General features: G+C 60.1%; 27 protein-coding genes. 15 read left to right on the top strand and 12 right to left on the bottom strand.

The annotated features are described in order from the left end of the window. Positions 1-87: 87 nt before the first annotated feature. The gene (locus LOY50_RS13090; protein ID WP_258691079.1) at positions 88-1,095 is read right to left on the bottom strand and encodes an aldo/keto reductase; all 1,008 of its coding nucleotides are present in this window, start codon (positions 1,093-1,095) and stop codon (positions 88-90) included. A 93-nt stretch (positions 1,096-1,188) separates the two neighbouring features. On the opposite strand from LOY50_RS13090, the gene LOY50_RS13085 reads away from it, so the two are divergent. Then, on the top strand, positions 1,189-2,091 hold the full coding sequence (locus LOY50_RS13085; RefSeq protein ID WP_258691078.1) for a LysR family transcriptional regulator: 903 nt from the start codon (positions 1,189-1,191) through the stop codon (positions 2,089-2,091). A gap of 106 nt (positions 2,092-2,197) precedes the next feature. On the opposite strand, the gene LOY50_RS13080 is transcribed toward LOY50_RS13085, so the two are convergent. Then, positions 2,198-2,539, bottom strand: coding sequence for a hypothetical protein (locus LOY50_RS13080; protein WP_223472644.1), 342 nt, complete (start codon positions 2,537-2,539; stop codon positions 2,198-2,200). A 151-nt stretch (positions 2,540-2,690) separates the two neighbouring features. Between LOY50_RS13080 and LOY50_RS13075 the strand changes: the two genes are divergently transcribed. Beyond that, positions 2,691-2,927 carry a hypothetical protein gene (locus LOY50_RS13075; RefSeq protein WP_003201330.1) on the top strand — a complete coding sequence of 79 codons (237 nt, stop codon included), beginning with the start codon at positions 2,691-2,693 and terminating at the stop codon, positions 2,925-2,927. A 241-nt stretch (positions 2,928-3,168) separates the two neighbouring features. Here the strand turns inward: LOY50_RS13075 and LOY50_RS13070 are convergent, their stop codons facing one another. Together LOY50_RS13070 and LOY50_RS13065 are read right to left on the bottom strand one after the other, a co-directional pair. Beyond that, positions 3,169-3,615 (bottom strand): hypothetical protein, encoded by a 447-nt coding sequence (locus tag LOY50_RS13070; protein ID WP_258691077.1) that lies wholly within the window; start codon positions 3,613-3,615, stop codon positions 3,169-3,171. 118 nt (positions 3,616-3,733) lie between these two features. Continuing rightward, positions 3,734-4,645 (bottom strand): hypothetical protein, encoded by a 912-nt coding sequence (locus tag LOY50_RS13065; RefSeq protein ID WP_258691076.1) that lies wholly within the window; start codon positions 4,643-4,645, stop codon positions 3,734-3,736. A gap of 112 nt (positions 4,646-4,757) precedes the next feature. Here LOY50_RS13065 and LOY50_RS13060 point away from each other — a divergent pair, with 112 nt between their 5' ends. Together LOY50_RS13060 and LOY50_RS13055 are read left to right on the top strand one after the other, a co-directional pair. After that, positions 4,758-5,243 carry a thiol-disulfide oxidoreductase DCC family protein gene (locus LOY50_RS13060; protein ID WP_258691075.1) on the top strand — a complete coding sequence of 162 codons (486 nt, stop codon included), beginning with the start codon at positions 4,758-4,760 and terminating at the stop codon, positions 5,241-5,243. Positions 5,244-5,528: 285 nt separating this feature from the next. After that, the gene (locus tag LOY50_RS13055) at positions 5,529-6,611 is read left to right on the top strand and encodes an RHS repeat-associated core domain-containing protein (protein WP_258691074.1); all 1,083 of its coding nucleotides are present in this window, start codon (positions 5,529-5,531) and stop codon (positions 6,609-6,611) included. A gap of 145 nt (positions 6,612-6,756) precedes the next feature. Here LOY50_RS13055 and LOY50_RS13050 read toward each other — a convergent pair whose 3' ends face one another. After that, entirely contained in the window at positions 6,757-7,944 is a 1,188-nt protein-coding gene (locus tag LOY50_RS13050) for a XylR family transcriptional regulator (RefSeq protein ID WP_253474277.1), read from the bottom strand. Between the two features lie 154 nt (positions 7,945-8,098). Between LOY50_RS13050 and xylA the strand changes: the two genes are divergently transcribed. The 4 genes from xylA to LOY50_RS13030 all read left to right on the top strand — a co-directional run bounded on the left by xylA (position 8,099) and on the right by LOY50_RS13030 (position 13,440). Further along, a complete protein-coding gene (gene xylA, locus LOY50_RS13045) occupies positions 8,099-9,415 on the top strand; it encodes a xylose isomerase (protein ID WP_253474274.1) in 1,317 nt (438 codons plus the stop codon). Positions 9,416-9,561: 146 nt separating this feature from the next. Further along, complete coding sequence (xylF, locus tag LOY50_RS13040; protein WP_258691073.1) at positions 9,562-10,563, top strand: D-xylose ABC transporter substrate-binding protein; 1,002 nt, start codon at positions 9,562-9,564, stop codon at positions 10,561-10,563. A 183-nt stretch (positions 10,564-10,746) separates the two neighbouring features. Beyond that, positions 10,747-12,303 carry a D-xylose ABC transporter ATP-binding protein gene (xylG, locus tag LOY50_RS13035; RefSeq protein ID WP_258691072.1) on the top strand — a complete coding sequence of 519 codons (1,557 nt, stop codon included), beginning with the start codon at positions 10,747-10,749 and terminating at the stop codon, positions 12,301-12,303. Continuing rightward, complete coding sequence (locus LOY50_RS13030; RefSeq protein WP_003201312.1) at positions 12,304-13,440, top strand: sugar ABC transporter permease; 1,137 nt, start codon at positions 12,304-12,306, stop codon at positions 13,438-13,440. It abuts the gene before it with no gap. A gap of 10 nt (positions 13,441-13,450) precedes the next feature. On the opposite strand, the gene LOY50_RS13025 is transcribed toward LOY50_RS13030, so the two are convergent. Beyond that, positions 13,451-14,059: a LysE family translocator gene (locus LOY50_RS13025; protein ID WP_253474266.1), complete on the bottom strand. Its 609-nt coding sequence runs from the start codon at positions 14,057-14,059 to the stop codon at positions 13,451-13,453. 106 nt (positions 14,060-14,165) lie between these two features. Between LOY50_RS13025 and LOY50_RS13020 the strand changes: the two genes are divergently transcribed. From LOY50_RS13020 to LOY50_RS13000, 5 genes are all read left to right on the top strand, one after another. Next, positions 14,166-15,092, top strand: coding sequence for a LysR substrate-binding domain-containing protein (locus tag LOY50_RS13020; RefSeq protein WP_258691071.1), 927 nt, complete (start codon positions 14,166-14,168; stop codon positions 15,090-15,092). 555 nt (positions 15,093-15,647) lie between these two features. Further along, complete coding sequence (locus LOY50_RS13015) at positions 15,648-15,929, top strand: fructose-bisphosphate aldolase (protein WP_253474259.1); 282 nt, start codon at positions 15,648-15,650, stop codon at positions 15,927-15,929. A gap of 295 nt (positions 15,930-16,224) precedes the next feature. Continuing rightward, positions 16,225-16,743 carry an isochorismatase family protein gene (locus tag LOY50_RS13010; protein WP_258691070.1) on the top strand — a complete coding sequence of 173 codons (519 nt, stop codon included), beginning with the start codon at positions 16,225-16,227 and terminating at the stop codon, positions 16,741-16,743. A 60-nt stretch (positions 16,744-16,803) separates the two neighbouring features. Further along, the gene (locus tag LOY50_RS13005) at positions 16,804-17,115 is read left to right on the top strand and encodes an isochorismate lyase (RefSeq protein WP_214511707.1); all 312 of its coding nucleotides are present in this window, start codon (positions 16,804-16,806) and stop codon (positions 17,113-17,115) included. Between the two features lie 308 nt (positions 17,116-17,423). Further along, positions 17,424-17,954, top strand: a complete 531-nt coding sequence (locus tag LOY50_RS13000; RefSeq protein ID WP_258691069.1) for an inclusion body family protein — start codon at positions 17,424-17,426, stop codon at positions 17,952-17,954. Positions 17,955-18,042: 88 nt separating this feature from the next. Here the strand turns inward: LOY50_RS13000 and LOY50_RS12995 are convergent, their stop codons facing one another. The 5 genes from LOY50_RS12995 to LOY50_RS12975 form a co-directional block, all read right to left on the bottom strand. Continuing rightward, positions 18,043-18,264, bottom strand: coding sequence for a formate dehydrogenase subunit delta (locus tag LOY50_RS12995; RefSeq protein WP_018602246.1), 222 nt, complete (start codon positions 18,262-18,264; stop codon positions 18,043-18,045). Beyond that, positions 18,261-21,137, bottom strand: coding sequence for a formate dehydrogenase subunit alpha (gene fdhF, locus LOY50_RS12990; RefSeq protein ID WP_253474256.1), 2,877 nt, complete (start codon positions 21,135-21,137; stop codon positions 18,261-18,263). The genes LOY50_RS12995 and fdhF overlap by 4 nt, the downstream gene beginning before the upstream one ends. Further along, positions 21,134-22,693, bottom strand: a complete 1,560-nt coding sequence (locus LOY50_RS12985; RefSeq protein ID WP_258691068.1) for an NADH-quinone oxidoreductase subunit NuoF — start codon at positions 22,691-22,693, stop codon at positions 21,134-21,136. The genes fdhF and LOY50_RS12985 overlap by 4 nt, the downstream gene beginning before the upstream one ends. Next, positions 22,687-23,169, bottom strand: coding sequence for a formate dehydrogenase subunit gamma (locus tag LOY50_RS12980; RefSeq protein WP_003201284.1), 483 nt, complete (start codon positions 23,167-23,169; stop codon positions 22,687-22,689). The genes LOY50_RS12985 and LOY50_RS12980 overlap by 7 nt, the downstream gene beginning before the upstream one ends. Positions 23,170-23,399: 230 nt before the next feature. After that, complete coding sequence (locus LOY50_RS12975; protein WP_214511710.1) at positions 23,400-24,293, bottom strand: LysR family transcriptional regulator; 894 nt, start codon at positions 24,291-24,293, stop codon at positions 23,400-23,402. Positions 24,294-24,418: 125 nt separating this feature from the next. Here LOY50_RS12975 and LOY50_RS12970 point away from each other — a divergent pair, with 125 nt between their 5' ends. Both LOY50_RS12970 and LOY50_RS12965 read left to right on the top strand, forming a co-directional pair. After that, entirely contained in the window at positions 24,419-24,865 is a 447-nt protein-coding gene (locus LOY50_RS12970; RefSeq protein WP_258691233.1) for a cyclophilin-like fold protein, read from the top strand. A 25-nt stretch (positions 24,866-24,890) separates the two neighbouring features. Continuing rightward, positions 24,891-25,919: an alpha/beta hydrolase gene (locus LOY50_RS12965; protein ID WP_258691067.1), complete on the top strand. Its 1,029-nt coding sequence runs from the start codon at positions 24,891-24,893 to the stop codon at positions 25,917-25,919. A 7-nt stretch (positions 25,920-25,926) separates the two neighbouring features. Here LOY50_RS12965 and LOY50_RS12960 read toward each other — a convergent pair whose 3' ends face one another. Then, positions 25,927-26,478: a hypothetical protein gene (locus LOY50_RS12960; protein WP_258691066.1), complete on the bottom strand. Its 552-nt coding sequence runs from the start codon at positions 26,476-26,478 to the stop codon at positions 25,927-25,929.

The following is a 26,478-nucleotide window of genomic DNA, read 5'->3' as shown; positions in this document are numbered from 1 at the left end:
ACTAATAATCACAAACGAGCAAATAGTGCCGCTTATGCAGCGAGGCGTCAAACCCGCTTGTTCAAGCGGGCTGCCAAACGTTAAAGGTCAAGCGGCCCCAGGGACATTCGTGCCCATTCCCAAGGGCAGGAAAGGTTGAATCTCGTCGATTTCCTCGGCTCTGAGGCGCAGCTGTGCGCCGGCAATCAGTCCATCGACCTGCCCGGGACGGCGGGCTCCGACGATGGCGCCGGTCACCACCGGCTTGCGCAGCACCCAGGCGATGGCGACTGCCGCCGCGCTCACCCCGTGTCGTTCGCCGATACCCGCCAAAACCTCGACCAGCGCCAGGTTCGCACTCAAACGAGGCTCCTGGAAATCCGCGCTTCGGGCCTTGCGCCAATCGTCATCGGGCAATTGGGCGATGCGCTCGCGGGTCATGCTCCCGGAAAGCAGTCCGGATTGAAGGGTGGAATAGGCCAGGACGCCCATTCCCACCTCCTCGCAAAATGGCAGGACGTCTTCCTCGATGTCTCGCATCAGGGCGGAATAAGGCGGTTGGAGAGAGACGATCTCGGTCACCGCCTGGGCTCGCTGGAGTTGCGCGACATCGAAATTGGACACGCCGATAGCGCGAATTTTTCCCTGTTCGCGCGCAGTGGCCAACGCCGAAAGCGCCCTCTCGATTCCTTCGCTACTGCCGTCGGCAGGAAAGGCCGGCCAGTGGATCTGATAAAGGTCGATGGTTTCGACTTGCAACCGGCGCAAGCTTGCCTCGACCTCGGCGAGCAGCGATTGAGGCGCCAGCGAGTGCGAGATCGCTTTGGTGACCGGGTCCCAGACCAGACTGCCCTTGGTGAACACCAACGGACGCCGTGAAGCTGGCACCCGACGCAACAATTGCCCAACCAGCTGCTCGGCGTGGCCCAAGCCATAAACCGCCGCGGTATCGATCCAGTTCACACCGCGTTCGACGGCATATTCAAGGGCACCGAGGCTGTCCTCGTCATCCTGCGCGCCCCAACTGTATTCCCAGCCGGTGCCGGCAATGGCCCAGGTTCCCAGGCCAATGGGCGAAATCAGAAGATCCGATGATCCAAGACGATTCTTTTGCATAGCGAGTTCTCCACAGATGATGTGGGCCAGTATCCGCGAGTGATCTCATGACGATAAGATGGGTAATCGTATTTGAACTACTGAACAGTACTCATGAGTCAGCACCCCGATCTTTCCGAACTGGATGCCTTCGCGGCCGTCGCTCGCCACCGCAGCTTTCGCAAGGCCGCCGACGAGCGTGGCGTTTCGGCTTCTGCATTGAGTCACGCGATGCGTGCACTGGAAGCGCGTCTGGGTGTCAGGCTGCTCAATCGAACCACACGCAGCGTTACCCCGACCGAGGCCGGCCACCAGCTATTGGCAACGCTGGCCCCGACCCTGCAGCAGGTTGCCGATGCGCTGGCGCAACTGACATCAATGCAGGAAGTGCCCGCCGGCAAGCTTCGCCTCAACGTGGCGCGTCCGGCGGCGCGGGCGGTATTTGCGAAAGTGCTTGCGCCATTCGTGGCCAGGTATCCACGTATTCAACTGGACCTGGTCACCGATGATGGCTTGACCGACATCGTGAACGGCGGGTTTGACGCTGGCGTGCGTTTTGGCGAAAGCCTGGCCGGCGACATGATCGCCGTCCCTGTCGGCCCCCCTCAATCGTTCGTGACCGTCGCTTCACAGGCTTACCTGACCGCAAAGGGGATCGTCCAGGCCCCACGGGACTTGCTCGACCATGCCTGTATCGCCCGACGTTTTCCCAGCGGCAAACTCTATGCCTGGGAGTATCAGGCACAAGGGCAACCGATGCGCTTGTCCGTCACCGGCCCGCTCATTCTTGAAGACGATGCGCTGATGATCCAGGCAGCAAAAGATGGCGCCGGGATTGCCTACGTCTACGAGGAGCTGGTGCGCGATGACATCCGCAATGGGCAGCTCACGGAACTGCTTGCGCAATGGAAAGCGCCGCCAAGCCGGTTTTTTCTCTACTACCCCAGCCGACGCCATGTGCCACCGGCCCTGAAAGCGTTCATCGAGTTCATCCGGGCGGATGATGGGCCAACCTGAAACCGGCAGGCAAAAAAAAGCCCCGCGACCGAAGACGGTGCGGGGCAAGGGAATTGGTTGGTTGCGGCCAACCAAAGGAGCACAGTGAAAAGCGTTTACGGGCCGGTCAGATGCATTCCTGTGCGGCGCGTTCAAAACTTGAAGGCAGGAGGTTGGAGGCCAGCAAATGTCGCTCGTAGATGAACACCTTGCCGCCGCTGCCGGCCTTGTAGGCTTCCAGCACGTTGTCCGCCGAGACTTTGCTCGGCACCACGATGCGGTAGCTGCGCTGGGTCTGCGAGACCATCGGGTTCAAGGCACTGCCCTGCAATTTCGGTATGACGCATTCAGCGTATTGGGCCGGTGTCTTGCTGGTCTGCAAGGTCAGGGTCGGATCGTTCGGTGCCGAGGCACAACCGGCCAGCAACAACGGGGAAAACGCCAGGGGAAGCAAAAATAAAGGGCGCATGGGTGGGGTCCTGAAAACAAAAATAATGGGCTGCGTGTTTGATGGCGCTGATTTTCCAATGATTGCCGGCAAAGCAAAACTTGCATTTCGTAATGGTCACTATTACTCCTAGCAATAGTTGCAAGCCGAGAAAGATTGATGAGGTATAGCCATGAGAACGTTTGATCTGATTCGCGACGCGGTATTGCCCGACTTCCGTGAGCGGGTGGCTGATTACCTGATCCAGTACGAAAGCGTGCTGTTGAGCAGCACCGAACCCGACCCGGAGCTCAGGCGCGCCACAGCCAATCAACTGCGCGGTTATCTGCGCGGGTTGAACACCACTCGGGTACTGGGCATGGCGGATTGGGAGGAGCTGGATCGGCGGGTGGTGAATACGTGGCTTTAGCCTGGTTTTGATAAATCAGCGTCAGGCTGTTTCCCGTCAAACCCAGTAAGCACGTGATGGATTCACTCTTGCGAGTTGTTGTGCTTGCCGTGAGAGATCGAAACGAGCAAGGCATTTGCACAATCATCGAAACAGAAAAAAAGTCAAAGTCCGATCCTGACAGGGCCTCGGACTTTTTTTGGAGGCAGCAGAGAACAGCTCCCTATGGCGCGGCAACAGTGCCCACACCCAAGGAGAACGCTTATTTCATTGCACTGATGTACTGGAAATGGGCGTTTGCTTTCTCAATGGCGGCACGGGCCTCATCCCGCTGAGCTTCAGCACCAGCGTAGTAAATACGCATGCCTTTCAAATCGAGCGTATCAAACGCGTTCTTGATAATGGCCACGTCGAGAGAGCTTGCGGCTCCGATAATCAGAAAACCGCTATCGCCGGCACTTTTGGCATTCAGCAATTCTTGCTTGAGTCGCACTGCATTGGCGCCTCCACCTGCGGCGATTGCCAGATTGTCGGCGATCAAGCCGTGACTGAGGATTTTCGTGCCAGGCAGGCTCACCTCGTTTTGACCGGCTGGAAGGGTCATCACATGCGCGTTGCCGGCTTCCATATAAATCTGCTGGTCACTTTTCCCATTTGTTGCACAGCCCGCCAGAAGGGCCAACAGAGGAACAACGATTAGCGATTTCACTTTACTCTCCTTGTTAATGAAGCATCCGAGGGGGCGTATGGTAGAAGGCGAGCAGTGAAAGGTCCACCTTGCAATGATCGTCCAGGACCGAGGTAAGGATGCGCTTGCGTTGACGGAATTATTCAGACACCGAGGTGCAGCGCTTCGGTCGCGGCCCGACGCTGGCTTGCGCCCTGTTCAGCAACCGTTGCACCCACGCGGCATCCTCGTCATTGACCACCCCATAGCGATTCGGCGGTAGAAAATTCCAGTGATGGGCGGCCTCGTCCAGGCGCTTGAGTTCATCGGCAGACAGCCAGTACGGCGTCTCCACCAATGGCATCGGCGCGCCGTCGAAACGTCGGCCCAGTTGCAGGTTCGTGCCGGGGGCGAAAGCGATCGCCAGTTGCTGGCGGGGTTGCAGCAGCTTGTTCGTTGCGGGCATTTGCCCTACTCGCCCGTAGCTGAAGTCGCCCGAAAATTGTTCCTTGAGCACCAGCCAGTGCCCCGCCGCGGTCTTGGCCAGAATCCATTGCGACACACCGCTGTCTTGCACGCACTTCAACTTGCCGTTGGACCACTGCATGAGGGTGTTGCAGTCCGGATCATAGTCGTTGGACCACAGGCTGATGCCAGAGACCAGGGTGTGGCGTTCGAGTTCGACCAGCCCTTGATCGGGCATCGATTGCCAATATCGCTTGGTCGGGTCGCGCTTATCGCGCAAGTAGTTATGCAGGACCCAGGCAGCCATGAACAGCGAGGTGGCGAGCACAAGCCAGTCAAGGGAATCCCCGACGATTCGGTCAAGGTCGACGCCTGGGGCGGATAACCCTTGATAGACCAGCAGCCCCAGCAGAAACGCGATGCCCGGCAGCACCGGGCCCAGGCACAACGGCGGCACCAGCACCATGATCCAGCTGAAGCGATGCATGGTCGCGCGATCACGCGCCCAGGCCAGCTCCTCAGCAAGCATCGGCGCCGGCTCCCGAGGGCCAATGGCAGGGTCGGGTGTCTGGAAGCGTATATACAGGCTGTAGGTGTCATCGCTCATGGATCGGATCATGCCCTTGAAGTCATCATGGTCGAGCAACCCTCCGGGTCGCCCCTTGACGCTGGAACAGGCGTATTATCCGGATAACCAGGCGCCATGTAGACACCCATTCATGCCCATCTCCCAAACTCGCCCCTCACCCGCGCCCTTGCTCAAGCCAGGCGAGACAGTGGTCCTGTTCGACGGCGTTTGTAAACTGTGCAATGGCTGGGCGAAATTCCTGATCCGCCATGACCACGCCCGCCGCGTGCGGTTGGCCTCCGTACAATCACCCGAAGGGCAAGCCCTACTTGCCTGGGCGGGCCTGCCCTTGCAGCAGTTCGACACCATGGCCGTGGTTCGCGATCAACATTACTGGGTGCGTTCGGACGCGATTCTTGAAGTCGTAGCCCTGCTGCCCTGGGCCTGGCGCCCGGTGAAGCTGCTGCGCTACGTCCCTCGCAGGCTTCGGGACTGGGCCTATGATCGCATTGCCCTGAATCGTTATCGGCTGTTTGGCAAATACGACGTGTGCCTTTTGCCGAGCCCGGATCATGAGCGGCGTTTTTTGAAGATTCCCACGTCTGGGACCCACCCGGTGGAACGGATCGATATTTAGACCAGCAATAAGCGGGGCCGCTTCGCGCCCCAGCGGGAGCAAGCTCCCTCGCCACAAGAGCCATTCGGTGGTGTGTCAGTTCATCAGACGCAGGCTGTCCCTTCGTGGCGAGGGAGCTTGCTCCCGCTGGGCTGCAAAGCAGCCCCAAGGAACGCTGGTAGACGCCCATACGGTGCTTGCGACATTCCTTTTCGTACGGTACTAACAGTTCTGATAGTAGACAACCGCTGAAGAAAACATCGAAGCTGGAGGCCGGCATTTTTTAACTTCAGGGGGGCTAAGTCGATGTCTATTCCCTCTCGCAAAAACGTATTGTGCCGCTACCGCTACGATCCGCTGGATCGCCTGGTAAATTGCGCGCCATCCGATGAGACCGAAAGCCAACGTTTTTACTGCAGAGACCGTTTAGCCACTGAAGTACAAGGCGCAGCGCAATACAGCATCTTCCAGCACGACGATCAGCTATTGGCGCAACGGCGCCGCGAGGATGCGGAGATCGACACCACCTTGCTGGCGACCGATCTACAGCGTTCGGTATTGAATGTGCTCGATGCAAACCGGACTCATCCCCTCGCCTATACACCGTACGGCCATCGACCACCGGGGAACGGTCTGCTCAGTTTGCTTGGGTTTAACGGCGAGCGAGCGGACTCAGTAACGGGGCATTATTTATTGGGTATGGGGTATCGGGCGTTCAATCCGGTGTTGATGTGTTTTAACAGCGCGGATGAGATGAGTCCCTTTGATAGAGGGGGCATCAACTCATATGCATACTGCTTAAATGACCCTATCAATAGAAAAGATCCCAGTGGTCATTTTCCAGCAACCAATCTGATCAAGCCATTTAGAAGCCTAAAGAAACAAATCGTCCGCCCCTATTACAAAGTGGCGAGCAAAATTCGCTCAGCAACTAGCAAGCCATTAATAAATCAGTACGACCAACCCCACATAAACCCCATAGAAGATGCTATTGCAGAAGCTTACGCTAGAAAAAACCCAGCAAGTATTACCTTGATCACACGCAAAGAACACTTAAACATTATCGAGCCCACAAACTTACAACATAAATTCGTTCTAACCAGAAAAAATCAACTCATTGTCGGTTCCGGCCCCTTTAGAAACCCAAACACAAAAACCTTTGAACTAAAACACTCCGCGATAGCACGAATTGCCGCCTCGGACTTCCAAGTAGACACCAGAATAGTTAGCGCTGGCACTATTACCAAAACCCCAAACGGATATCTAATCACGAACGACTCCGGCCATTACAAGCCAGCATCTAAAGTAAACACCCTCGTAAAGTTCAAGCTCAGAAGTCTTGGGGTCAACGCCACATCTAAAAATTACGAGATACGAGCTACGAACTAATCCCAAATGAATTTTATAGACGTTTGACTTGCGAAACATTGGATCAGAAATGCATTTTAACCCAATGCTTTGCGGCGAGCCTGCCCCCGTGGCGAGGGAGCTATCGGGTGGTGTGTCAGCTCATCAAGAGCGGTTCGGCCGTGAGTCAGTGAGCGGTCGCATTGGTCCCCTGCTGATACTCCCGAGGGGTGCAGCCGAACTCGCGGCGAAACACGGTGTGCAGGTATTGCGCCGATTTGAAGCCGCAATTCTGGGCAATGTCGGCAATCGGCGAGTTGGTGTTTTCCAATCCGTTGGCGGCGGCGGCCAGTTTGAAGCGCAGGATTTCGTCGTGGACGCTGCAACCCCGCTCCTTGCGAAAGTGCGATTCCAGCGATGAGCGCGACACTCCCACATAGGCCGCCACCTGGGCCGTCTTGATGCCCTGGCAGGCGTATTGGCGGATGAAGAGCAGTGCCTGCATGACATAAGGGTTGCCCAACGGTTGATGCAGGCTCGACACCTGCACATTGATCGCGTCCGGCGGTATCAGAATCTGTGTGCCGGTGGACGGCATGCCGTGCAGCATTTGATGGAGCAGGCGTGCGGCGGTGCGGCCCATGGTTTCGGTGCCCTGGATCACCGAGCTCAACGGCACCCGCGTCAGGCTGCGGGTCAGGGGGTCGTTGTCGATGCCAATCAACGCCACTTGCTCGGGCACGGCGATCCCGGCGGTCAGGCAGGCTTGCAGCAACTGCCGGGCGCGGGCGTCGCTGACGGCGATGATGCCGATGGGTTTGGGCAGGCTTTGCAACCAGGCGATCTGCTGTTCGACGGCGCTGTCCCACAGCGGTGCGCTGGTGCCCATGCCGCGATAGACCTCGGCGTGCAGGCCATCGCGCTGCACCAGCCGGCGAAAGGCTTTTTCCCGTTCCTGGGCCCAGCGATTGGCTTGTGCTTCAGGCAGGCTGAAACAGGCAAAACGCGTCAATCCGGCCTCGATCAGGTGCTCGTAGGCCAACGTCATCAACGCATCATTGTCGGTGGCGACATAGGGAATGCCCTTCGGGTAGGCGCGTTCATCCTGATAGGAGCCGCCCACCGCCACCACCGGCAGCTTGATCCCGGCCAGCGCCTCGCCGATCAGCGGGTCGTCGAAGTCGGCGATGATCCCGTCGCCCTGCCAGCGTTCGATCCCTTTCAAGCGACAGAGAAAATCTTCCTCGAGGAACAAGTCCCAGGACGCGCGCGTGCTGCTCAGGTAGTTGCCGATGCCACTGATGATGCCGCGGTCGTAGATCTTGCTGCCGTTGAACAACAGTGCAATGCGGTGAACGGGCGGGACGGTTTTCATTGGTTTAACCCTGTGCCGATCGATACAGACTAGGCGCGCGGCCAGCGAATCTCAATACTCAAAATCGAACTGCCCGTTGGTGATTTTCATAATCAGCAGCCACGGGGCCGGCGTTAGTATCGAGACACCGCCAAGAATAAAAAGGAACTCGCCCATGTCGTACTTCCCCGCTGTCGACAAGATTCGCTATGAGGGCCCCGCCAGCGATTCGCCGCTTGCCTTCCGTCACTACGACGCCAACAAACTGGTGCTCGGCAAGCCCATGCGCGAGCACCTGCGCATGGCGGTCTGCTACTGGCATACCTTCGTCTGGCCGGGGTCGGATGTGTTCGGTGCCGGTACCTTCAAGCGCCCGTGGCAGCACGCTGGGGATCCCATGGAGCTTGCCATCGGCAAAGCCGATGCGGCCTTCGAGTTCTTCTCCAAGCTGGGCATCGACTACTACTGCTTCCACGACACCGATGTCGCCCCGGAAGGCAGTTCGCTCAAAGAGTACCGCGAACACTTCGCCCAGATGGTCGACCACCTGGAGCGCCATCAGGAAGAGACCGGGATCAAACTGTTGTGGGGCACCGCCAACTGTTTCAGCAACCCGCGTTTCGCCGCAGGCGCCGCCAGTAACCCAGACCCGCAAGTATTCGCCTGCGCCGCCGCGCAAGTGTTCAGCGCCATGAACGCCACCCAGCGTCTCAAAGGCTCCAACTACGTGTTGTGGGGCGGCCGTGAAGGTTACGAAACCCTGCTCAACACCGACCTGAAACGCGAGCGCGAACAGCTGGGCCGCTTCATGCGCATGGTGGTCGAGCACAAGCACAAGATCGGCTTCAAGGGCGACCTGCTGATCGAGCCCAAGCCCCAGGAACCGACCAAGCACCAGTACGATTACGACAGCGCCACCGTGTTCGGCTTCCTGCAACAGTTCGGCCTGGAAAACGAGATCAAGGTCAACATCGAAGCCAACCACGCGACTCTGGCCGGGCACAGCTTCCATCACGAGATCGCCACGGCCGTCTCCCTGGGCATCTTCGGCAGCATCGACGCCAACCGCGGCGATCCGCAGAACGGCTGGGACACCGACCAGTTCCCCAACAGCGTCGAGGAAATGACCCTGGCCACCTATGAAATCCTCAAGGCCGGCGGCTTCGGTAATGGCGGGTTCAACTTCGATTCCAAGGTCCGGCGCCAGAGCGTGGACGATATCGACCTGTTCCACGGCCACGTCGCCGCCATGGACGTCCTCGCCCTCGCCCTGGAGCGCGCGGCAGCCATGGTGCAGAACGATCAGTTGCAACAGTTCAAGGACCAGCGCTATGCCGGCTGGCAGCAGCCGTTTGGCAAAGCGCTACTGGCCGGTGACTTCAGCCTTGAATCACTGGCCGAGCATGCCTTCACCAACGACCTGAATCCCCAAGCCGTCAGCGGTCGCCAGGAGATGCTCGAGAACGTGGTCAATCGGTTCATCTACCCCTGACAACGGGCAATGGTCGGGGCGCAGGGGCTGTTACATTCGCGCGACAAATCTGTGCCCACGGCGCTCTGCAACGCTCTACAGTTCTACCCGGTATCACGCTCATCGTCAGGCAGTGTCTTTCAAACAACAATAAAAGGACGCACCACATGAATACATTCAAACGTACCCTGCTCGCCGGCGCCCTCGCCCTGCTCTCGCTTCCGGTCATGGCCGATGCGGCCCATCCGAAGATCGGCTTTTCCATCGATGACCTGCGCCTGGAACGCTGGTCGCGGGACCGTGACTACTTTGTCGCGGCGGCGGAAAAACTCGACGCCAAGGTCTTCGTCCAGTCCGCTGATGCCAACGAGCAGAAGCAGATCTCGCAAATCGAAAACCTGATCTCCCGTGGCGTCGATGTGATCGTCATCGTGCCATTCAACGCCACCGTGCTGACCAACGCCGTCGCCGAAGCCAAGAAGGCCGGGATCAAGGTCGTGTCCTACGACCGACTGATCCTCAACGCCGATATCGACGCCTACATTTCCTTCGATAACGAAAAGGTCGGCGAGATGCAGGCCAGCGGCGTGCTGAAGGCTGCGCCCAAGGGCAACTACTTCCTGCTCGGTGGCGCGCCGACGGACAACAACGCCAAGGTCCTGCGCGAAGGCCAGATGAAGGTGTTGCAACCGGCCATCGACAAGGGTGACATCAAGATCGTCGGCCAGCAGTGGGTGAAGGAATGGAACCCCACCGAAGCCCTGAGCATCGTGGAAAACGCCCTGACCCGGAACAACAACAAGATCGATGGCATCGTCGCCTCCAACGACGCCACCGCCGGCGGCGCCATCCAGGCCCTGGCCGCCCAGAAAATGGCCGGCAAGATGCCGATCTCGGGCCAGGACGCTGACCTGGCAGCGGTCAAGCGGGTGATCGATGGCACCCAGACCATGACCGTCTACAAGCCGCTGAAACTGATCGCCTCCGAAGCCGCCAAGCTCTCGGTGCAACTGGCGCGCAACGAGAAGCCCAGCTTCAGCTCGCAGTACGACAATGGCAGCAAGAAAGTCGACACCATCCTGCTCACCCCCACGCCGTTGACCAAGGACAACATCGACCTGCTGGAAAAGGACGGGTTCTACACCAAGGCGCAGATCGCCGGGCAGTGATCTGACCAGGCAATCAAGCAAAAAACCTGTGGGAGCGAGCTCGCTCGCGATAGCGGTGGTTCAGCTTGCATCAATGTTGGATGTACTGCCGCCATCGCGAGCAAGCTCGCTCCCACACAGGTCACATGGCTTGACTGCCTGCCCCACTGCTGATGTGTGAGCCCTTTTCCATGAGTCCTTGCCATGTCCGACTACCTGCTGCAAATGAACGGCATCGTCAAGACCTTTGACGGCGTCAAAGCCCTGAACGGCATCGACATCAAGGTCAGGCCGGGGGAATGTGTCGGCCTGTGCGGTGAGAACGGCGCCGGCAAATCCACGCTGATGAAGGTGCTGTCGGCGGTCTATCCCTATGGCACTTGGGAGGGCGAGATTCTTTGGGACGGCCAGCCGCTCAAGGCGCAGTCCATCAGCGAAACCGAAGTCGCCGGGATCGTCATCATTCACCAGGAGCTGACCCTGGTCCCCGACCTGTCGGTGGCTGAAAACATCTTCATGGGCCACGAACTCACGCTGCCCGGCGGACGCATGAACTACCCGGCGATGATCCATCGCGCCGAAGCCCTGATGCGTGAACTCAAAGTGCCGGACATGAACGTCTCGCTACCGGTTTCGCAGTACGGCGGTGGCTACCAGCAACTGGTGGAAATCGCCAAGGCGCTGAACAAGCAGGCCCGGCTGTTGATCCTCGATGAGCCGTCCTCGGTCCTGACCCGTTCGGAAATCGAGGTGCTGCTGGACATCATCCGCGACCTCAAGGCCAAGGGCGTCGCCTGCGTCTACATCTCCCACAAGCTCGATGAAGTGGCCGCCGTATGCGACACCATCTCGGTGATCCGCGATGGCAAACACATCGCCACCACCGCGATGACGGACATGAGCATCCCGAAGATCATCACCCAGATGGTCGGACGGGAAATGAGCAACCTCTACCCCACCGAACCCCATGACGTCGGCGAAGTGATTTTCGAGGCGCGCCACTTCACCTGCTACGACGTCGACAACCCCAGGCGCAAACGGGTCGACGACATTTCATTGGTTCTCAAGCGTGGGGAAATCCTCGGCATCGCCGGGCTGGTCGGCGCCGGCCGCACGGAACTGGTGTCAGCGCTGTTCGGCGCCTACCCCGGCCGCTACGAAGGTGAAGTCTGGCTGGGCGGCAAAAAAATCGACACGCGCACACCGCTCAAGTCGATCCGCGCCGGCCTGTGCATGGTCCCCGAGGATCGCAAGCGCCAAGGCATCATTCCTGACTTGGGCGTGGGCCAGAACATTACCCTGGCGGTGCTGGACAACTACTCGAAACTGACCCGCATCGACGCCGAAGCCGAACTGGGCAGCATCGACAAGGAAATCGCGCGCATGCACCTCAAGACCGCGAGCCCGTTCCTGCCGATCACCAGTCTCTCCGGCGGCAACCAGCAAAAAGCCGTGCTGGCGAAAATGCTCCTGACCAAACCCCGCGTGCTGATTCTCGATGAGCCGACCCGTGGTGTGGACGTCGGCGCCAAGTACGAGATCTACAAGCTGATGGGCGCGCTGGCGGCCGAAGGCGTGTCGATCATCATGGTGTCCTCGGAGCTGGCCGAGGTGCTGGGGGTTTCCGACCGCGTCCTGGTGATCGGCGAAGGCCAGTTGCGCGGCGACTTCATCAACCACGAACTGACCCAGGAACAGGTGCTCGCCGCCGCGCTCAGCCATCCCGATGGCCATAACAATAATGATCGGAAGTCCGCGTAGATGAATCAGGTCAAACAGCTGTTTTCCCGCTACAAAATGCTCGCGCTGGTGATCGCCGTGGCGCTGATCTGGCTGTTCTTCAGCTGGCAGACCGAGGGTGGGTTCGTGACCCCGCGCAACCTCTCCAACCTGCTGCGGCAGATGTCCATCACCGGGATCCTTGCCTGCGGCATGGTGCTGGTGATCATCAGTGGCGAAATCGATTTGTCGGTGGGCTCATTGCTTGGGCTATTGGGTGGCCTGGCGGCGATTCTCGACGTGGTCTATCACATCCCGCTGCTGGCGAACCTGAGCCTGGTGGCCCTGTGCGGCTTGGTGATCGGCTTGGGCAACGGCTACATGACCGCCTACCTGCGTATCCCGTCGTTCATCGTCGGGTTGGGTGGCATGCTCGCGTTTCGCGGCGTCCTGCTGGGAGTAACCGGCGGCACTACCATTGCCCCGGTGTCACCGGAGCTGGTCTACGTTGGGCAGGGTTACTTGCCGCACACGGTTGGGACCGGTCTCGGCATCCTGCTGTTCGCCCTGACCCTGTTCCTGACCTGGAAACAGCGACGCAACCGTGCCCTCCATGGCCTCGCGGCCCACTCCCTGGTGCGTGACGTGTTACGCGTGGTGGTGATCGGTGCGGTGCTGGCCGGGTTCGTCTATACCCTCAACAGTTACGACGGCATCCCGGTACCGGTGCTGCTCCTGCTGATCCTGCTGGGCGTATTCAGCTACGTCACCAGCCAGACCGTGTTCGGTCGACGTGTCTATTCGGTGGGCAGCAACATGGAAGCCACGCGCCTGTCCGGCATCAACGTACAGGCCGTGAAGTTGTGGATCTTCGGCATCATGGGCGTGATGTGCGCCCTCGCCGGCGTGGTCAACACCGCACGCCTGGCCGCCGGTTCACCCTCGGCCGGCAACATGGGCGAACTCGACGCCATCGCCGCCTGCTTCATCGGCGGCACCTCCATGCGCGGCGGCTCCGGCACGGTCTACGGCGCCCTCCTCGGCGCGCTGGTCATCACCAGCCTGGACAACGGCATGTCCATGCTCGACGTCGACAGTTATTGGCAGATGATCGTCAAAGGCAGCATTCTGGTGCTGGCGGTGTGGGTGGATGTAAGTACGCGGACGGGGCGGCGCTGACCTGTACCCGTCACTTGCTGGCAGACGCCATCAGCACGCCGAACCCCAGGAAGGTGATGCCCGACAATTTGCCGACAATCCTCGCGCCCTGGCTCGACGAGAGCCAGCCCCTGGCGCCATTGGCCATCAGCGCATAACCAGAATGCACCAGTACCACAAGCACGCTATAGGACGACACCAGCAAGAAGAACTGGCTGTAGTAATCGCCCTCCGGCTTGATGAATTGAGGGAACACGGCGAGGAAGAAAAACCCGGCCTTGGGGTTGAGCAACTGGATCGACAGCGCCTCGCCGAAGCGCCGCCACGGGCGCGTGGACGTGACCGTGAGTTCGGGCACGAAGCGTTGGGTACGCCACATCTTGATGCCCAGGTACAACAAGTACAGCGCGCCGATGTATTTCAAAAGCGTGAAGGCCGTCGCCGAGGCGGCCAGGATCAACCCCAAGCTGCTGGCGCAGATACCCGCCACGATAAACGCGCCCGAGGCGATCCCGAAGATGCCCGGCAGCGCACCGCGCCAGCCATGGCGCAAGGCATTGGAAATCGTCAGCACCACACCGGGGCCCGGGCTGAGCACCGTCAGGGTCGCCAGGATCAGAAAAAGTCCGTAACTGGCCATGCATCACTCCACATTGAAGGCGAATTGCTGTGGCCTTCAGGGTGGCGTGGCACCGGGACGCTGACAAACGCTTTAATTACAGCGCATATGTGACTAAATTAGACACATGATCGCCAACCTGCCCCCGTTGAACGCCGTACGCGCCTTCGCCGCTGCCGCTCGCCACCAGAGTTTCAGCCGCGCCGCCGAAGAACTGCACGTCAGCCATAGCGCCGTCAGCCGCCACGTAAAGTTGCTCGAAGAGCGCTTGGGCGTACTGCTGTTCGAACGTCGAACCCGCCAGTCCTTGCTCACCCCGGCCGGCCGGGCTTTCTACGAACAGGTCAATGAGGCACTGAACCAGATCGCCAACGCCGCCACCGCACTGACGCGCAGTGCTGCCCAGCGCAAAGTGACCATCAACGTGCGCCCCTCCTTCGCGGTGCGTTGGCTGATCCCGCGACTGCCGGACTTCATGGCGCGCCACCCGGACATCAAGCCCGACGTCGTCACTAGCACCCGGCCTCCCGATCCATCACGGGAAACGTTCGACGTGGTCATCCGCCGCGGGCACGCCGGCTGGTCGCCCCACGTACAGCCCACAGTGCTGCTGGAAGACGACCTGCTGCTGGTCGCCGCACCGTCGTTGTTGCACAGCATGCCATTGGAAAGCATGCCCGACCTGGCCCGGCACACCTTGTTATCGGGCAGGACGCGCAGCAGCGATTGGCAAGACTGGGCGGAACACGCAGGGATCGAGCCATTGAACAACCTGCCGACCCTGCAATTCGATCACATGCACCTCGTACTGCAGGCCGCCGTCGATGGGCTGGGCGTGGCGCTGTGTCCGGCTTCGCTGCTGGGCAGGGATTTGTCCAACGAGCGGCTGACCTGTCCACTGCCGTCGTTGCGCCTGCCGTTAGCCCGCTATTACTACGGGGTGTCCAGGGATGCGGTGGCTGAGACGCAGGTTTTTGTTGATTGGTTGCTAACCCATTGTGGGAGCGAGCTTGCTCGCGATAGCGCCCTGTCAGCCGACATCAATGTTGACTGATCGAATGCCATCGCGAGCAAGCTCGCTCCCACAGGGGAATTGCGTTAGCCGGGAGATGCCTTATGCGCTTTGGAGCGCGGCCAACGGTGGTCCGAAAATCTCGTAGGAATTTACCTCCCGTGGCGAGGGAGCTTGCTCCCGCTGGGGCGCGAAGCGGCCCCAAACCAGGCACCTCTTTTCGTCAGGTACTGCGCAGGTACCGGTTTTGCGACTGCTGCGCAGCCGAGCGGGAGCAAGCTCCCTCGCCACAGGGGGAGCGTGCGTCCTACAGGTCGGTTGTGGGTGCCGGGATCGACTTCTATAGTTGGGTCGTCGCTGGCTTTGGCCGGTGGCTGGGTTTCGCAGCCCGATAGATACGCTGGCAACCAGGCATCATAAAAGTAACAATGGGCGCGTTTGGCGTTCAACGTCACTTATGGTGGCTGTGTGTGGGAGATCTTCGGGTCTGCCGAGTTCCTCGTATCCTCGGTCTGCGAACCCACATGCAGCTACCACCCGTTCGTTTCGCAGCGAATTGCAGTAGCTATCTTTCTTGATATGAGGAAATTAGTAACTATGCGCCAGAATCCTTTGGATCAACGCTTCACCCCCCTGACCCAAACCGCCACCACCCACCCTGTCCTGCTGATCGACACCCAAGCCCCACTCCCCGAACTCCACGCCTGTGCCAGCGAACGCCTGCACGCCACGCTCGATTACCTGACCTTGGTGGCGTGCAGCAGCCTGCGTGACTCAGCAACGAGTGACATCAACACCATCACCAACGTCGCCCGGATCCTGATGCAGGATGTGGCGGATGTGTTCGGCGTGATCGAACAGCGCGGGCTCGAAGGCTAAAAACTTGTGGGAGCGAGCTTGCTCGCGATGGCGGCGGCAGGAGCGACATTTGCGCAAGCTGACCCGCCGCTTTCGCAAGCAAGCTGACATACCCACTTGCCAAACCTGATGACCGGAAGCTACTGTCAGCACCATGAACCTGCCACAGATTGCCTCGACCACCACAACCACGACCGCCAAGGCGGGTCGTGAGGTGTCGTGAGTCAATAACACACGTATCTCAAAGGCCCGCCAGCGATGGTAAGGGCCTTTTCTTTTGCCCTTGCGTCGCTGGCCAAAACGCAAGGAAAGCACCATGCACGCTCTGTTGATTCTCGATATGCAAGTTGGGTTGTTTCACGGCCCGGATAAACCCTGGGCCGGCGAAGCGTTGCTGGACACGTTGAATGGCTTGCTGCTCAAGGCCCGGAAGGCCGGGGCACCGATTTTCCTGGTTCGCCACGTAGGCCCGCCTGGCTCGCCCATCGAGCCTGCAAGCCCACTGACGGAACTGGTGCAGGAACTGCAGTTGGAAGGTGACGAAGTCATCTTCGAAAAAACCCGCCCCAGCGCCTTCACCCAGACAGGCCTGGCAGAGCGGCTAAAGGCTTGCGATGCTGAAGGCCTGGTCATCACCGGTATGAAAACCCAGTATTGTATCGACAGCACCTGCCGAGCCGCGCGGGACCTGGGGTTCGACGCGGTCCTGATCGCCGACGGCCATACCTGTTCCGACACGCCTGAATTGAAGGCAGAAATGATCGTCGCCCATCACAACGCAACCCTGGCAGGCGCCTTCTGTCGTGTCGTTCGCGCTGAGGACTGGTGCTTCTAAACTCCATCACAAGATCGGCTCACGTCGGGCCGGTCTTGTTCAACAAGCGGAGCTCACTGCATGGACCCGTTGCAACCCTCGCAATGCGCAAACATGGAGGACATCCGACGCGAAATCGATGCCCTCGACCAAGCGGTCATCACGCTGCTGGGCAAGCGCTATCAATACGTGCTCGCGGCCTCTAAATTCAAGACCTCGGCGGCTTCGGTGCAGGCACCGGAGCGTTTCAAGGCCATGCTGGCGACACGACGCGTGTGGGCAGAGGCCGAAGGCTTGAACCCGGATGCCATCGAGAAGATGTACAGCGACCTGGTGCATCACTTCATTGCCGAAGAAATGAAGCGCTGGACGGCGAATCAGTCCCCCAACTGAACCGCAGTCGGTAATGGCTCCCATCCTCCGCAGGATCAGAAGCAGTCACCGACAACGGTTGTGCGCCTTTGCCCACTGATGCCCTCGGAAAATAACCAAAAGCCCATTAAGAGATCGACCACGACAAAGGTAAATCAACGCCTTGGTTGTGCTGCGCTTCGCTCCGTTTCGCCAGCGTCAAGAATTGGAAATTTGACACTACAACGCCATCACCTATCGTTCCTCCCGAGACCGCACCCAGGGACCGGGTGGCCCGGACACCCTTTGAAGGGCGGTCGTCACTGTCATTACCCTCAAGGAGCAACAACATGTCTGGAGCGACCCAAACCATTGATGTGCTCGTCAATGTTGACGCCGATTACCTGCTCGCCCACCCCAATGACATAGGCGGTGCGATTGCCATGCTGGTGACCCGCAGCGCCATCGACAGCCACGCCAACATCTCCAGTGGCGAAGGCGAAGGCGGGAACGAGTTGTGGTTCGACGTAAAACCCGGCGACATCATTCGCTGGCGCGCCACCACGCTGTCGCGCAACTTCGACCGCATCGCATTGATCAAAAACGTCGTGATCGGCGACCCTCATCAGGGCGGTGACTACAAGGGCACCATCTCGACCCCGCAATCTTTCAATATCCCCGGCATTCCAGTGCCGTATCTGGACAATGGCGCCCCCGGAGGCATTGCCAAGACCGATGTGACCTATACCGTCTGGCAGTCCACTGCGCTGAGCCCGGGAAAGCTCTGGTACCAAATCGTCTTCGTTCTGCTGGACCGTAACCTGAACCAGATCGGCCCGAACAACACATGGGATCCCTACATCACCGTCAATAATCAATAACTGAAATGCACACAGCCCCGGTCGGTTCCCTTCGTCGTTGACGAGGGCACCGGCCGGGGCTGTGTGCAGGTTCTACTGCATTTCCTTCCTAAGCCGCTTTTTCAAACTCCATCAATGCCGCCAGCACCAACGGGTGCAGGACAGCGTCGGGATGTTTCGTTTGCCAGGCCATCAAGTCGCGATACATGGTCGGCGTCCAGAAGCTCTTGATGTGCTGGTACACGCCCCGCACCGCCACCGCGTGATCCGGCTCACTGGCAAAATACTGGGCGATCTGGTTGGCCATCTTGATCAGGCTATCAGAACTCATCGACGCACCTCGGCTTTCTCGGCATGGCGACGTTCCCTGAGCAAGCGTCCCTGTTCATCACTGAAGGCCTGGTAGCGCTTCTGCCATTCCGAAGGCTGGCTGACCCGCACGATCTCGACCGCCGTGACCTTGTATTCCGGGCAGTTAGTGGCCCAGTCGGAGTTGTCGGTGGTGATCACGTTGGCGCCCGATTCCGGGAAGTGGAACGTGGTGTAGACCACCCCCGGTGCCACCCGCTCGGTCACCTTCGCGCGCAGCACCGTCTGCCCGGCACGGCTGCCGATACCCACCCAGTCTTCGTCGACGATCCCGCGGTTCTCGGCGTCGGTTGGGTGAATCTCCAACCGGTCCTCCTCGTGCCAGGCCACGTTGTCGGTACGCCGGGTCTGGGCGCCGACGTTGTACTGGCTGAGGATGCGTCCGGTGGTCAGCAACAGTGGATAGCGGCCGTTGACCTTTTCCTCGGTGGGCACGTAGCCGGTGAGCATGAAACGGCCCTTGCCGCGCACGAACTGATCGATGTGCATGGTTGGCGTACCGTCCGGCGCGGCATCGTTGCAGGGCCACTGCAGGCTGCCGTGACGATCCAGTTCGGCGTAGCTGACACGGGTGAAAGTCGGCGTCAGGCGGGCGATTTCATCCATGATTTCCGAAGGATGGTTGTAGTGCATCTTGTAGCCCAGCGCATCGGCCAGGGCGATGGTGGCTTCCCAGTCGGCCTTGCCGGCCAACGGGTCCATCACCTTGCGAACGCGGGAGATGCGGCGTTCGGCGTTGGTGAAGGTGCCGTCCTTCTCAAGGAACGAGCTGCCCGGCAGGAACACGTGGGCGAACTTGGCCGTCTCGTTGAGGAAGATGTCCTGGACAATCACGCATTCCAAAGCGGACAGCGCGGCCGTCACATGCTGGGTGTTGGGGTCGCTCTGGGCGATGTCCTCGCCTTGGCAGTAAAGCGCCTTGAAGGTGCCGTCCAGGGCCGCCTCGAACATGTTGGGGATGCGCAGGCCCGGGTCGGGTTGCAGGGTCACGTTCCACGCCTGTTCGAACTCGGCGCGTACCGCTTCGTTGGAAATATGCCGATAGCCCGGCAGCTCGTGGGGAAACGAGCCCATGTCGCAGGAGCCCTGGACGTTGTTCTGGCCACGCAGCGGGTTCACCCCGACGCCTTCGCGACCGATGTTGCCGGTGGCCATGGCCAGGTTGGCGATGCCCATGACCGAGGTGCTGCCCTGGCTGTGCTCGGTGACGCCGAGGCCATAGTAGATGGCCGCGTTGCCGCCGGTGGCGTAGAGCCGTGCCGCGGCGCGGATCTGCTCTGCAGGCACGCCACACACCGGGCCCAGGACCTCGGGGGAGTTTTCCGGCAGGCTGACGAAATCACGCCAGCGAGCGAAGTCCGCCGCCTCGCAGCGTGCCTCGACAAAAGGCTGGTCAATCAAGCCTTCGGTGGCAATCACATGGCCCAACGCGTTGAGCATTGCCACGTTGGTGCCCGGACGCAATTGCAAGTGCAGCTCGGCGCGGGCGTGAGGCGAATCCACCAGGTCGATGCGCCGTGGGTCGATGACAATCAGCCGTGCGCCCTGGCGCAGGCGGCGCTTGAGCTGGGAGCCGAATACCGGGTGCGCGTCAGTGGGGTTGGCGCCCATCACCAGGATGACGTCGGCTTTCATCACCGAGTCGAAGTTCTGGGTGCCGGCGGACTCGCCCAAGGTCTGCTTGAGGCCGTAACCGGTAGGCGAATGGCAGACACGGGCACAGGTGTCGACGTTGTTGTTGCCGAACGCGGTGCGCACCAGTTTCTGCACCAGGTAGGTTTCTTCGTTGGTGCAGCGGCTGGAGGTGATGCCGCCGATGGAGTCGCGCCCGTACTTGAGCTGGATCCGGCGCAATTCGCTGGCGGCGTAGGTGACCGCCTCGTCCCAACTGACTTCCTGCCACGGGTCGTCGATGTGCTTGCGGATCATCGGCTTGGTGATGCGGTCCGGGTGCGTGGCGTAGCCCCAGGCGAAGCGCCCCTTGACGCAGGAGTGGCCGTGGTTGGCCTGCCCGTTCTTGTCCGGGACCATGCGCACCAGTTGTTCGCCTTTCATCTCGGCGCGGAACGAGCAACCCACGCCGCAGTAGGCGCAAGTGGTGATGACGCTGCGCTCCGGCTGGCCGATCTCCACGACGCTCTTGTCGATCAGGGTCGCCGTCGGGCACGCCTGTACGCAGGCGCCGCAGGAAACGCATTCGGAATCGAGGAAGTTGTCGCCGCCGGCCGCTTCCACCCGGGAATCGAAGCCGCGTCCGGTGATCGTCAGGGCGAAGGTGCCCTGGATTTCCTCGCAGGCACGCACGCAGCGGTTGCAGACGATGCACTTGCTCGGGTCGTAGTCGAAATACGGGTTGGAAACGTCCTTGGCCTCGGCCAGGTGGTTGGCACCTTCGTAGCCGTAGCGCACTTCGCGCAGGCCCACCTGCCCCGCCACGGTCTGCAATTCGCAGTTGCCGTTGGCCGGGCATGTCAGGCAGTCCAGCGGGTGGTCGGAAATGTACAGCTCCATCACGTTGCGCCGCAGCGTGGCGAGCTTGGAGGTTTGCGTGCGAACCACCATGCCTTCGGTGACCGGCGTGGTGCAGGACGCGGGATAACCGCGCATGCCGTCGATCTCCACCAGGCACATGCGGCAGGAGCCGAAGGCTTCCAGGCTGTCGGTGGCGCAGAGTTTGGGGATGGTGGTGCCGAGCAAGGCCGCGGCACGCATGACCGAGGTGCCGGAGGCGACGCTGATTTCACGCCCGTCGATGGTCAGGCTGACCTGCACGTCGCTTTCACGCGCCGGGGTGCCCAGGTCGATATCGCTGCTGGGATCGAAGATGTTGATCATTGGTCGGCCTCCGTGGTCGCCAGACCGAAGTCGGCGGGGAAATACTTGAGGGCACTGGCGACGGGGTAGGACGTCATCCCACCGAGGGCACAGAGCGAACCGTATTGCAGGGTGTCGCACAGATCCTGCAACAGCAGGGCCTGTTCCTGACGGGCACCGGCTTCGGTGCTGGCGATCAAGCGATCCACCACTTCCACCCCACGGGTGGAGCCGATCCGGCACGGCGTGCACTTGCCGCAGGATTCCTCGGCGCAGAACTGCAAGGCGAACCGGGCCATCTGGGCCATGTCCAGGCTGTCGTCGGCGACCACCACACCACCGTGGCCGAGCATCGCGCCCATGGCGGCGAACGCTTCGTAGTCCAGCGGCGTATCGAATTGCGCAGGCGGCACCCAGGCACCCAACGGCCCGCCCACTTGTGCGGCCTTCAGGGGCCGACCGCTGGCGGTACCGCCACCATAGCTTTCCACCAGTTCACGCAGGCTCAGGCCAAAGGCGCGCTCCACCAGGCCGCCGTGACGGACGTTACCGGCCAGTTGGAACGGCATCGTGCCCAGGGAACGGCCCATGCCGAAGTCGCGATAGAACTGCGCGCCCTTCTCCATGATCACCGGCACCGAGGCCAGGGTCACCACGTTGTGCACCAGCGTAGGCAGCCCGAACAGGCCTTGAATCGCCGGCAGTGGCGGTTTGGCGCGAACCGTGCCGCGCTTGCCCTCGAGGGATTCCAGCAGTGCGGTTTCTTCGCCACAGATATAGGCGCCGGCCCCGACACGAACCTCAATGTCGAAGGCGCAGCCGCTACCGCTCACGTTCGCCCCCAGATAGCCGGCGTCGCGAGCGATGCGCAGCGCTTCGTTCAGCGTACTGATGGCGGCCGGGTATTCCGAACGCACGTAGATGTAGCCCATCGTCGCGCCTACGGCGAGGCCGGCGATGATCATGCCTTCGATCAGCAGGAAGGGGTCGCCCTCCATCAACATGCGGTCGGCGAAGGTGCCTGAGTCGCCTTCATCGGCGTTACACACCACATACTTCTGTGCACCCACGGCATCGCGCACCGTGCGCCACTTGATGCCCGCCGGGAACGCCGCACCGCCCCGACCGCGCAGGCCGGAATCCAGCACGCTGGCGACCACATCTGCGCCATCCATCTGGATGGACCGGGCCAGGCCCTGGAAGCCGCCCTGGGCACGGTAGTCGTCCAGGGACAGCGGTTGCGTGATGCCGGCGCGCGCGAACAGCAGGCGCTGCTGGCTCTTGAGATAGGGAATCTCCTCCACCGGGCCCAGGGCCAGCGGATGGCTGCCGGGATCGCCTGCCAGCGCATCCAGCAGGCCCGGCACATCGGCCGGTGTGACAGGGCCAAAGCCCAACCGGACGCCGGCGTTTTCAAGCTCCACCAGCGGTTCCAGCCAATAGAGGCCACGGGAACTGGTGCGCAACACCGTCAACGGCAGCTGTCGACGTTCAGCCTCACGGGCCAACGCATCGGCCACCTTGTCCGCGCCCACGGCACGGGCTACCGAATCGCGGGGGATACAGAGCGTCAGCATGCGCCCTCCTCCATGCAATCATTGACCAACTGACGTAGACGCTCAGGCGTGATCCGCGCATGCAACTCCCCATCCAGCTCCAGGGCCGGCGAGCAGACGCAGGCACCCAGGCAATAGACCGGCCGCAGGCTGATGCTGCCATCGGCGCTGGTACCGTGATCGTCCAGCGCCAGTTGCTCGCGCAACTGCGCAGCCAGGGTCTCGGCGCCCATGCTCTTGCAGGACTCAGCCCGGCACAGGCGCAGGGTATGGCGCGCCGGCGGCGTGGTGCGGAAATCGTGGTAGAAGCTGATGACCCCGCGCACTTCAGCCTGGCTGAGGTTGAGGGCGTGGGCGATCTCCGGGACGGCGCTGTCGGGGACATACCCGCAGCCTGCCTGGATGGCATGGAGAATAGGCAGCAGGGCACCAGGGGTGTCCTTTTCGCGCGCAAGCACGCTGTGGATCAAAGGCAGGTGAAGCGTCTCATCGGGCATAAACGTACCTCGGCATCTCGAACGACACCACCGCATAGCGGCAGCCGTCCGGAGTCTTGGCTGCGGCGTCCGGCCCACGTCACGGTCGCGTGGCACATCCGATCGCCATTCTCGCTCTCCGGCCAGGTGTCTTTGGCGCACCTGGTCCGGGGCATCCTCACAGCTTGCCACTACCGGGGGTTGGCGATTGCACATGGACGACGAAACGTGTTCTGAAAGCGACTACTTTCTTAGATGGTTTTGCGCAATGCATTGGCAACCAGTGTAAATGCAGGCGAAGGCTGTCGTCGGCTGGGGTAGTACAGATAGTAGCCTGAAAACGGCGGACACCAATCTTCCAGCACGCGCACCAGTCGGCCTTCTTGCAGGTACGGTTCAAACTCTTCTTCTGGCAGGTACGCAACGCCCAGCCCGGCCACTGCCGCCTGCACGATATGCGTCGACGTGTTGAAAATCAGCTGGCCGTCAACTCGCACGTTCACCTGCTTGCCTCGCCGTTCGAAATCCCAGACATAGAGCCCGCCCGATGTCTGCATGCGCTGGTTGATACAGCGATGGGTCATCAGGTCGCGAGGACTCCTGGGAATGGCGTGGGCAGCGAAATACGCTTGCGAAGCGACGGCAGCCATCCGCAATGGAGGGCCTATCGGAACGGCAACCATGTCTTTGTCGATGGTATCGCCCAGGCGCACGCCGGCATCAAACCGATCCGCCACGATGTCTCGAAAGCCGTAACACACGTCAAATTCAACGTTTATATCCGGGTAGTCGTGCAGCAACCCGGTAAGTTTGGGGAGCAAGGTCGTGCGCAGGACATGATCGCCGCAGGTGATGCGTACGGTGCCTGCGGGCTTGTCTCGCATCTCCGTCAGCATATCCAGCTCCGCTTCTATTTCATCGAAGCGATTGCCTATCGCTTGCAGCAGCCGTTCACCCGCGATGGTCGGCGAAACGCTCCGAGTGGTCCGCGTCAATAACCGGATCTGCAAGCGTGCTTCCAGGCCATTGATGGCCTGGCTCAGTGCAGATTGTGTGACACCCAATGCCCCGGCAGCGCGCGTGAAGCTACCTTCGCGCGCGACCGTGACGAAAGACAGCAGGTCATTGAGATTTCTTTTGATCATGGTGAAACACATCTAAGCCAATTGATTAGCCTTGCTTATAGCCTTGTTAAGCATTCATTAGCTAGTCGCATAACTGCACGTCGGTCACCATGTTCCCCATGAACAGGAACGAAAGCAGAACTGCGATGAGGGCGACCTGGCTTGGCTTGCTGGCTTCGATACTCGTGCTGGGCAGCTACTCGACAATGAATGATGCCGCGTCGGCATCTTCGCTAACGGAGCACACGGGCATGTGGATGACCGTCGGGGAACAACGCTTCGCCATCACCCTGTCCGACAACTCAGCTGCCCGCGCGCTTGTCGCGTTATTGCCACTGACGTTGGACATGAATGATCTCAACCGCAATGAAAAGTACGCCACCCTCCCCCGAGCACTACCTACCCAGGCGAGCAAGCCGGGAACGATCCACAACGGCGATCTGATGCTGTATGGCCCGGACACCCTGGTCGTCTTTTACACGAACTTCAACTCTACCTATGCCTACACCCGTCTGGGGCAAGTGGATGACACCGCGAAACTGGCTCAAACGCTGGGTCGGCGGGGTGTGCAAGTGACGTTTTCCAAAAACTGATTACTCCGCATCGACAGGATTCCCAATGAAAAAGATCATCGTTTTATTAACCCTTCTTATCAGTTCGCTCTCAGCAATAGGAGCCGATATGTCCAACGGCGCAGATAACTTCTATACCAGCGACGACGTGACCGTACAAAAGGTCAATTTCAAGAACCAGTATCAAATGAACGTAGCCGGCAACCTGTTCATTCCGAAGAAACTCAATGGCAAGGCCAGAAATCCGGCGATTGTCGTAGGCCACCCGATGGGCGCGGTCAAGGAACAGAGCGCCAACCTCTATGCCACGAAAATGGCGGAAAGAGGCTTCGTCACCCTCTCCCTGGACTTGTCATTCTGGGGCGAAAGCGAGGGGCAGCCACGCAATGCGGTTTCGCCGGATATCTATGCCGAGGACTTCAGCGCCGCAGTGGACTTTCTCAGCGCCCAGCCTTTCGTCGATAAAGAGCGGATTGGCGCCATCGGCATCTGTGGCAGTGGCAGCTTCGTGATCAGCGCAGCCAAGATCGACCCGCGCATGAAAGCCATCGCAACGGTAAGCATGTATGACATGGGTGGCGTCAATCGCAACGGATTGAAGCACTCCCAAACGCTTGAACAGCGCCGGGCTATCATCGCGCAGGCCACACAGCAGCGTAATGTGGAGTTCGCGGGCGGTGAAACGCTTTACACCAGCGGTACGGTGCATCAATTGGATGAAAACACCCATCCTATCCAACGTGAGTTCTATGACTTCTACCGCACCCCACGCGGTGAGTTCACGCCATCGAGCTCGTCCAAAGACCTGACCACGCACCCGACGCTGACAAGCAACGTCAAGTTCATGAATTTCTACCCGCTCAATGACATCGAGACCATTTCGCCTCATCCAATGTTATTCATTGCTGGCGCCGATGCGCACTCCAGGGAGTTCAGCGAGGAGGCTTACAAGCTCGCCGGTCAACCCAAGGAACTGGTCATCATTCCTGGCGCTGGCCATGTCGATCTTTATGATCGGGTCGACCTCATTCCGTTCGATAAGCTGACGAGCTTCTTCCAGAGCAATCTGAAGTAATATCGACCTACCCACGCTTAAGTTTCCTGAATACTTGCGGCTCCCAAACTCGCATCGCCAGCAACAGCGCAGTCCCACGTTTTTCGGACAGCGGTGCGCTCAACGATTCGTTGTGAAGCGCCGCCAGTTTGCTGCGTAACTTGTGGATTTCGACTTGCAACTGGGCGTAAGCGGGTTTGGTCAGCATGCCATGGGCAAAGTGCAGGGTTTCATCGGGGACGTCGAATCGGCTCGCCATGAAATCCGGCAGCCCCAGTCGCAGGAAGAACCCTCGGATAGGGCCGTCCGGCAGCCAATCGAAATCCCGCGCAACCAGCAACCTGATGCAATTCCCCGCCTTCAGGTCCGCCAGGCCCATCCGCTCCAACACCAACAATTTTTTGATGCACTCGGCTTTTGACACGCAGTAGTCAGATACGATGTCTTCCAGTGACCATTGACTCAGCGCACACGCGACGAACTCGTGGACGAACCATGTGCGTGTGGTAGTCGACGACCCTGGCGATGAGCCGTTGACTGCAGAAAGTACGTTTCCGCTTTCGCGAACCACCTCGCTCAC

This window comes from Pseudomonas sp. B21-010 (assembly GCF_024749325.1).
Lineage (GTDB): Bacteria > Pseudomonadota > Gammaproteobacteria > Pseudomonadales > Pseudomonadaceae > Aquipseudomonas > Aquipseudomonas kilonensis.
Note: the sequence above shows the minus strand (reverse complement) of the source record. Positions and strands in the feature narration are given on the sequence as shown.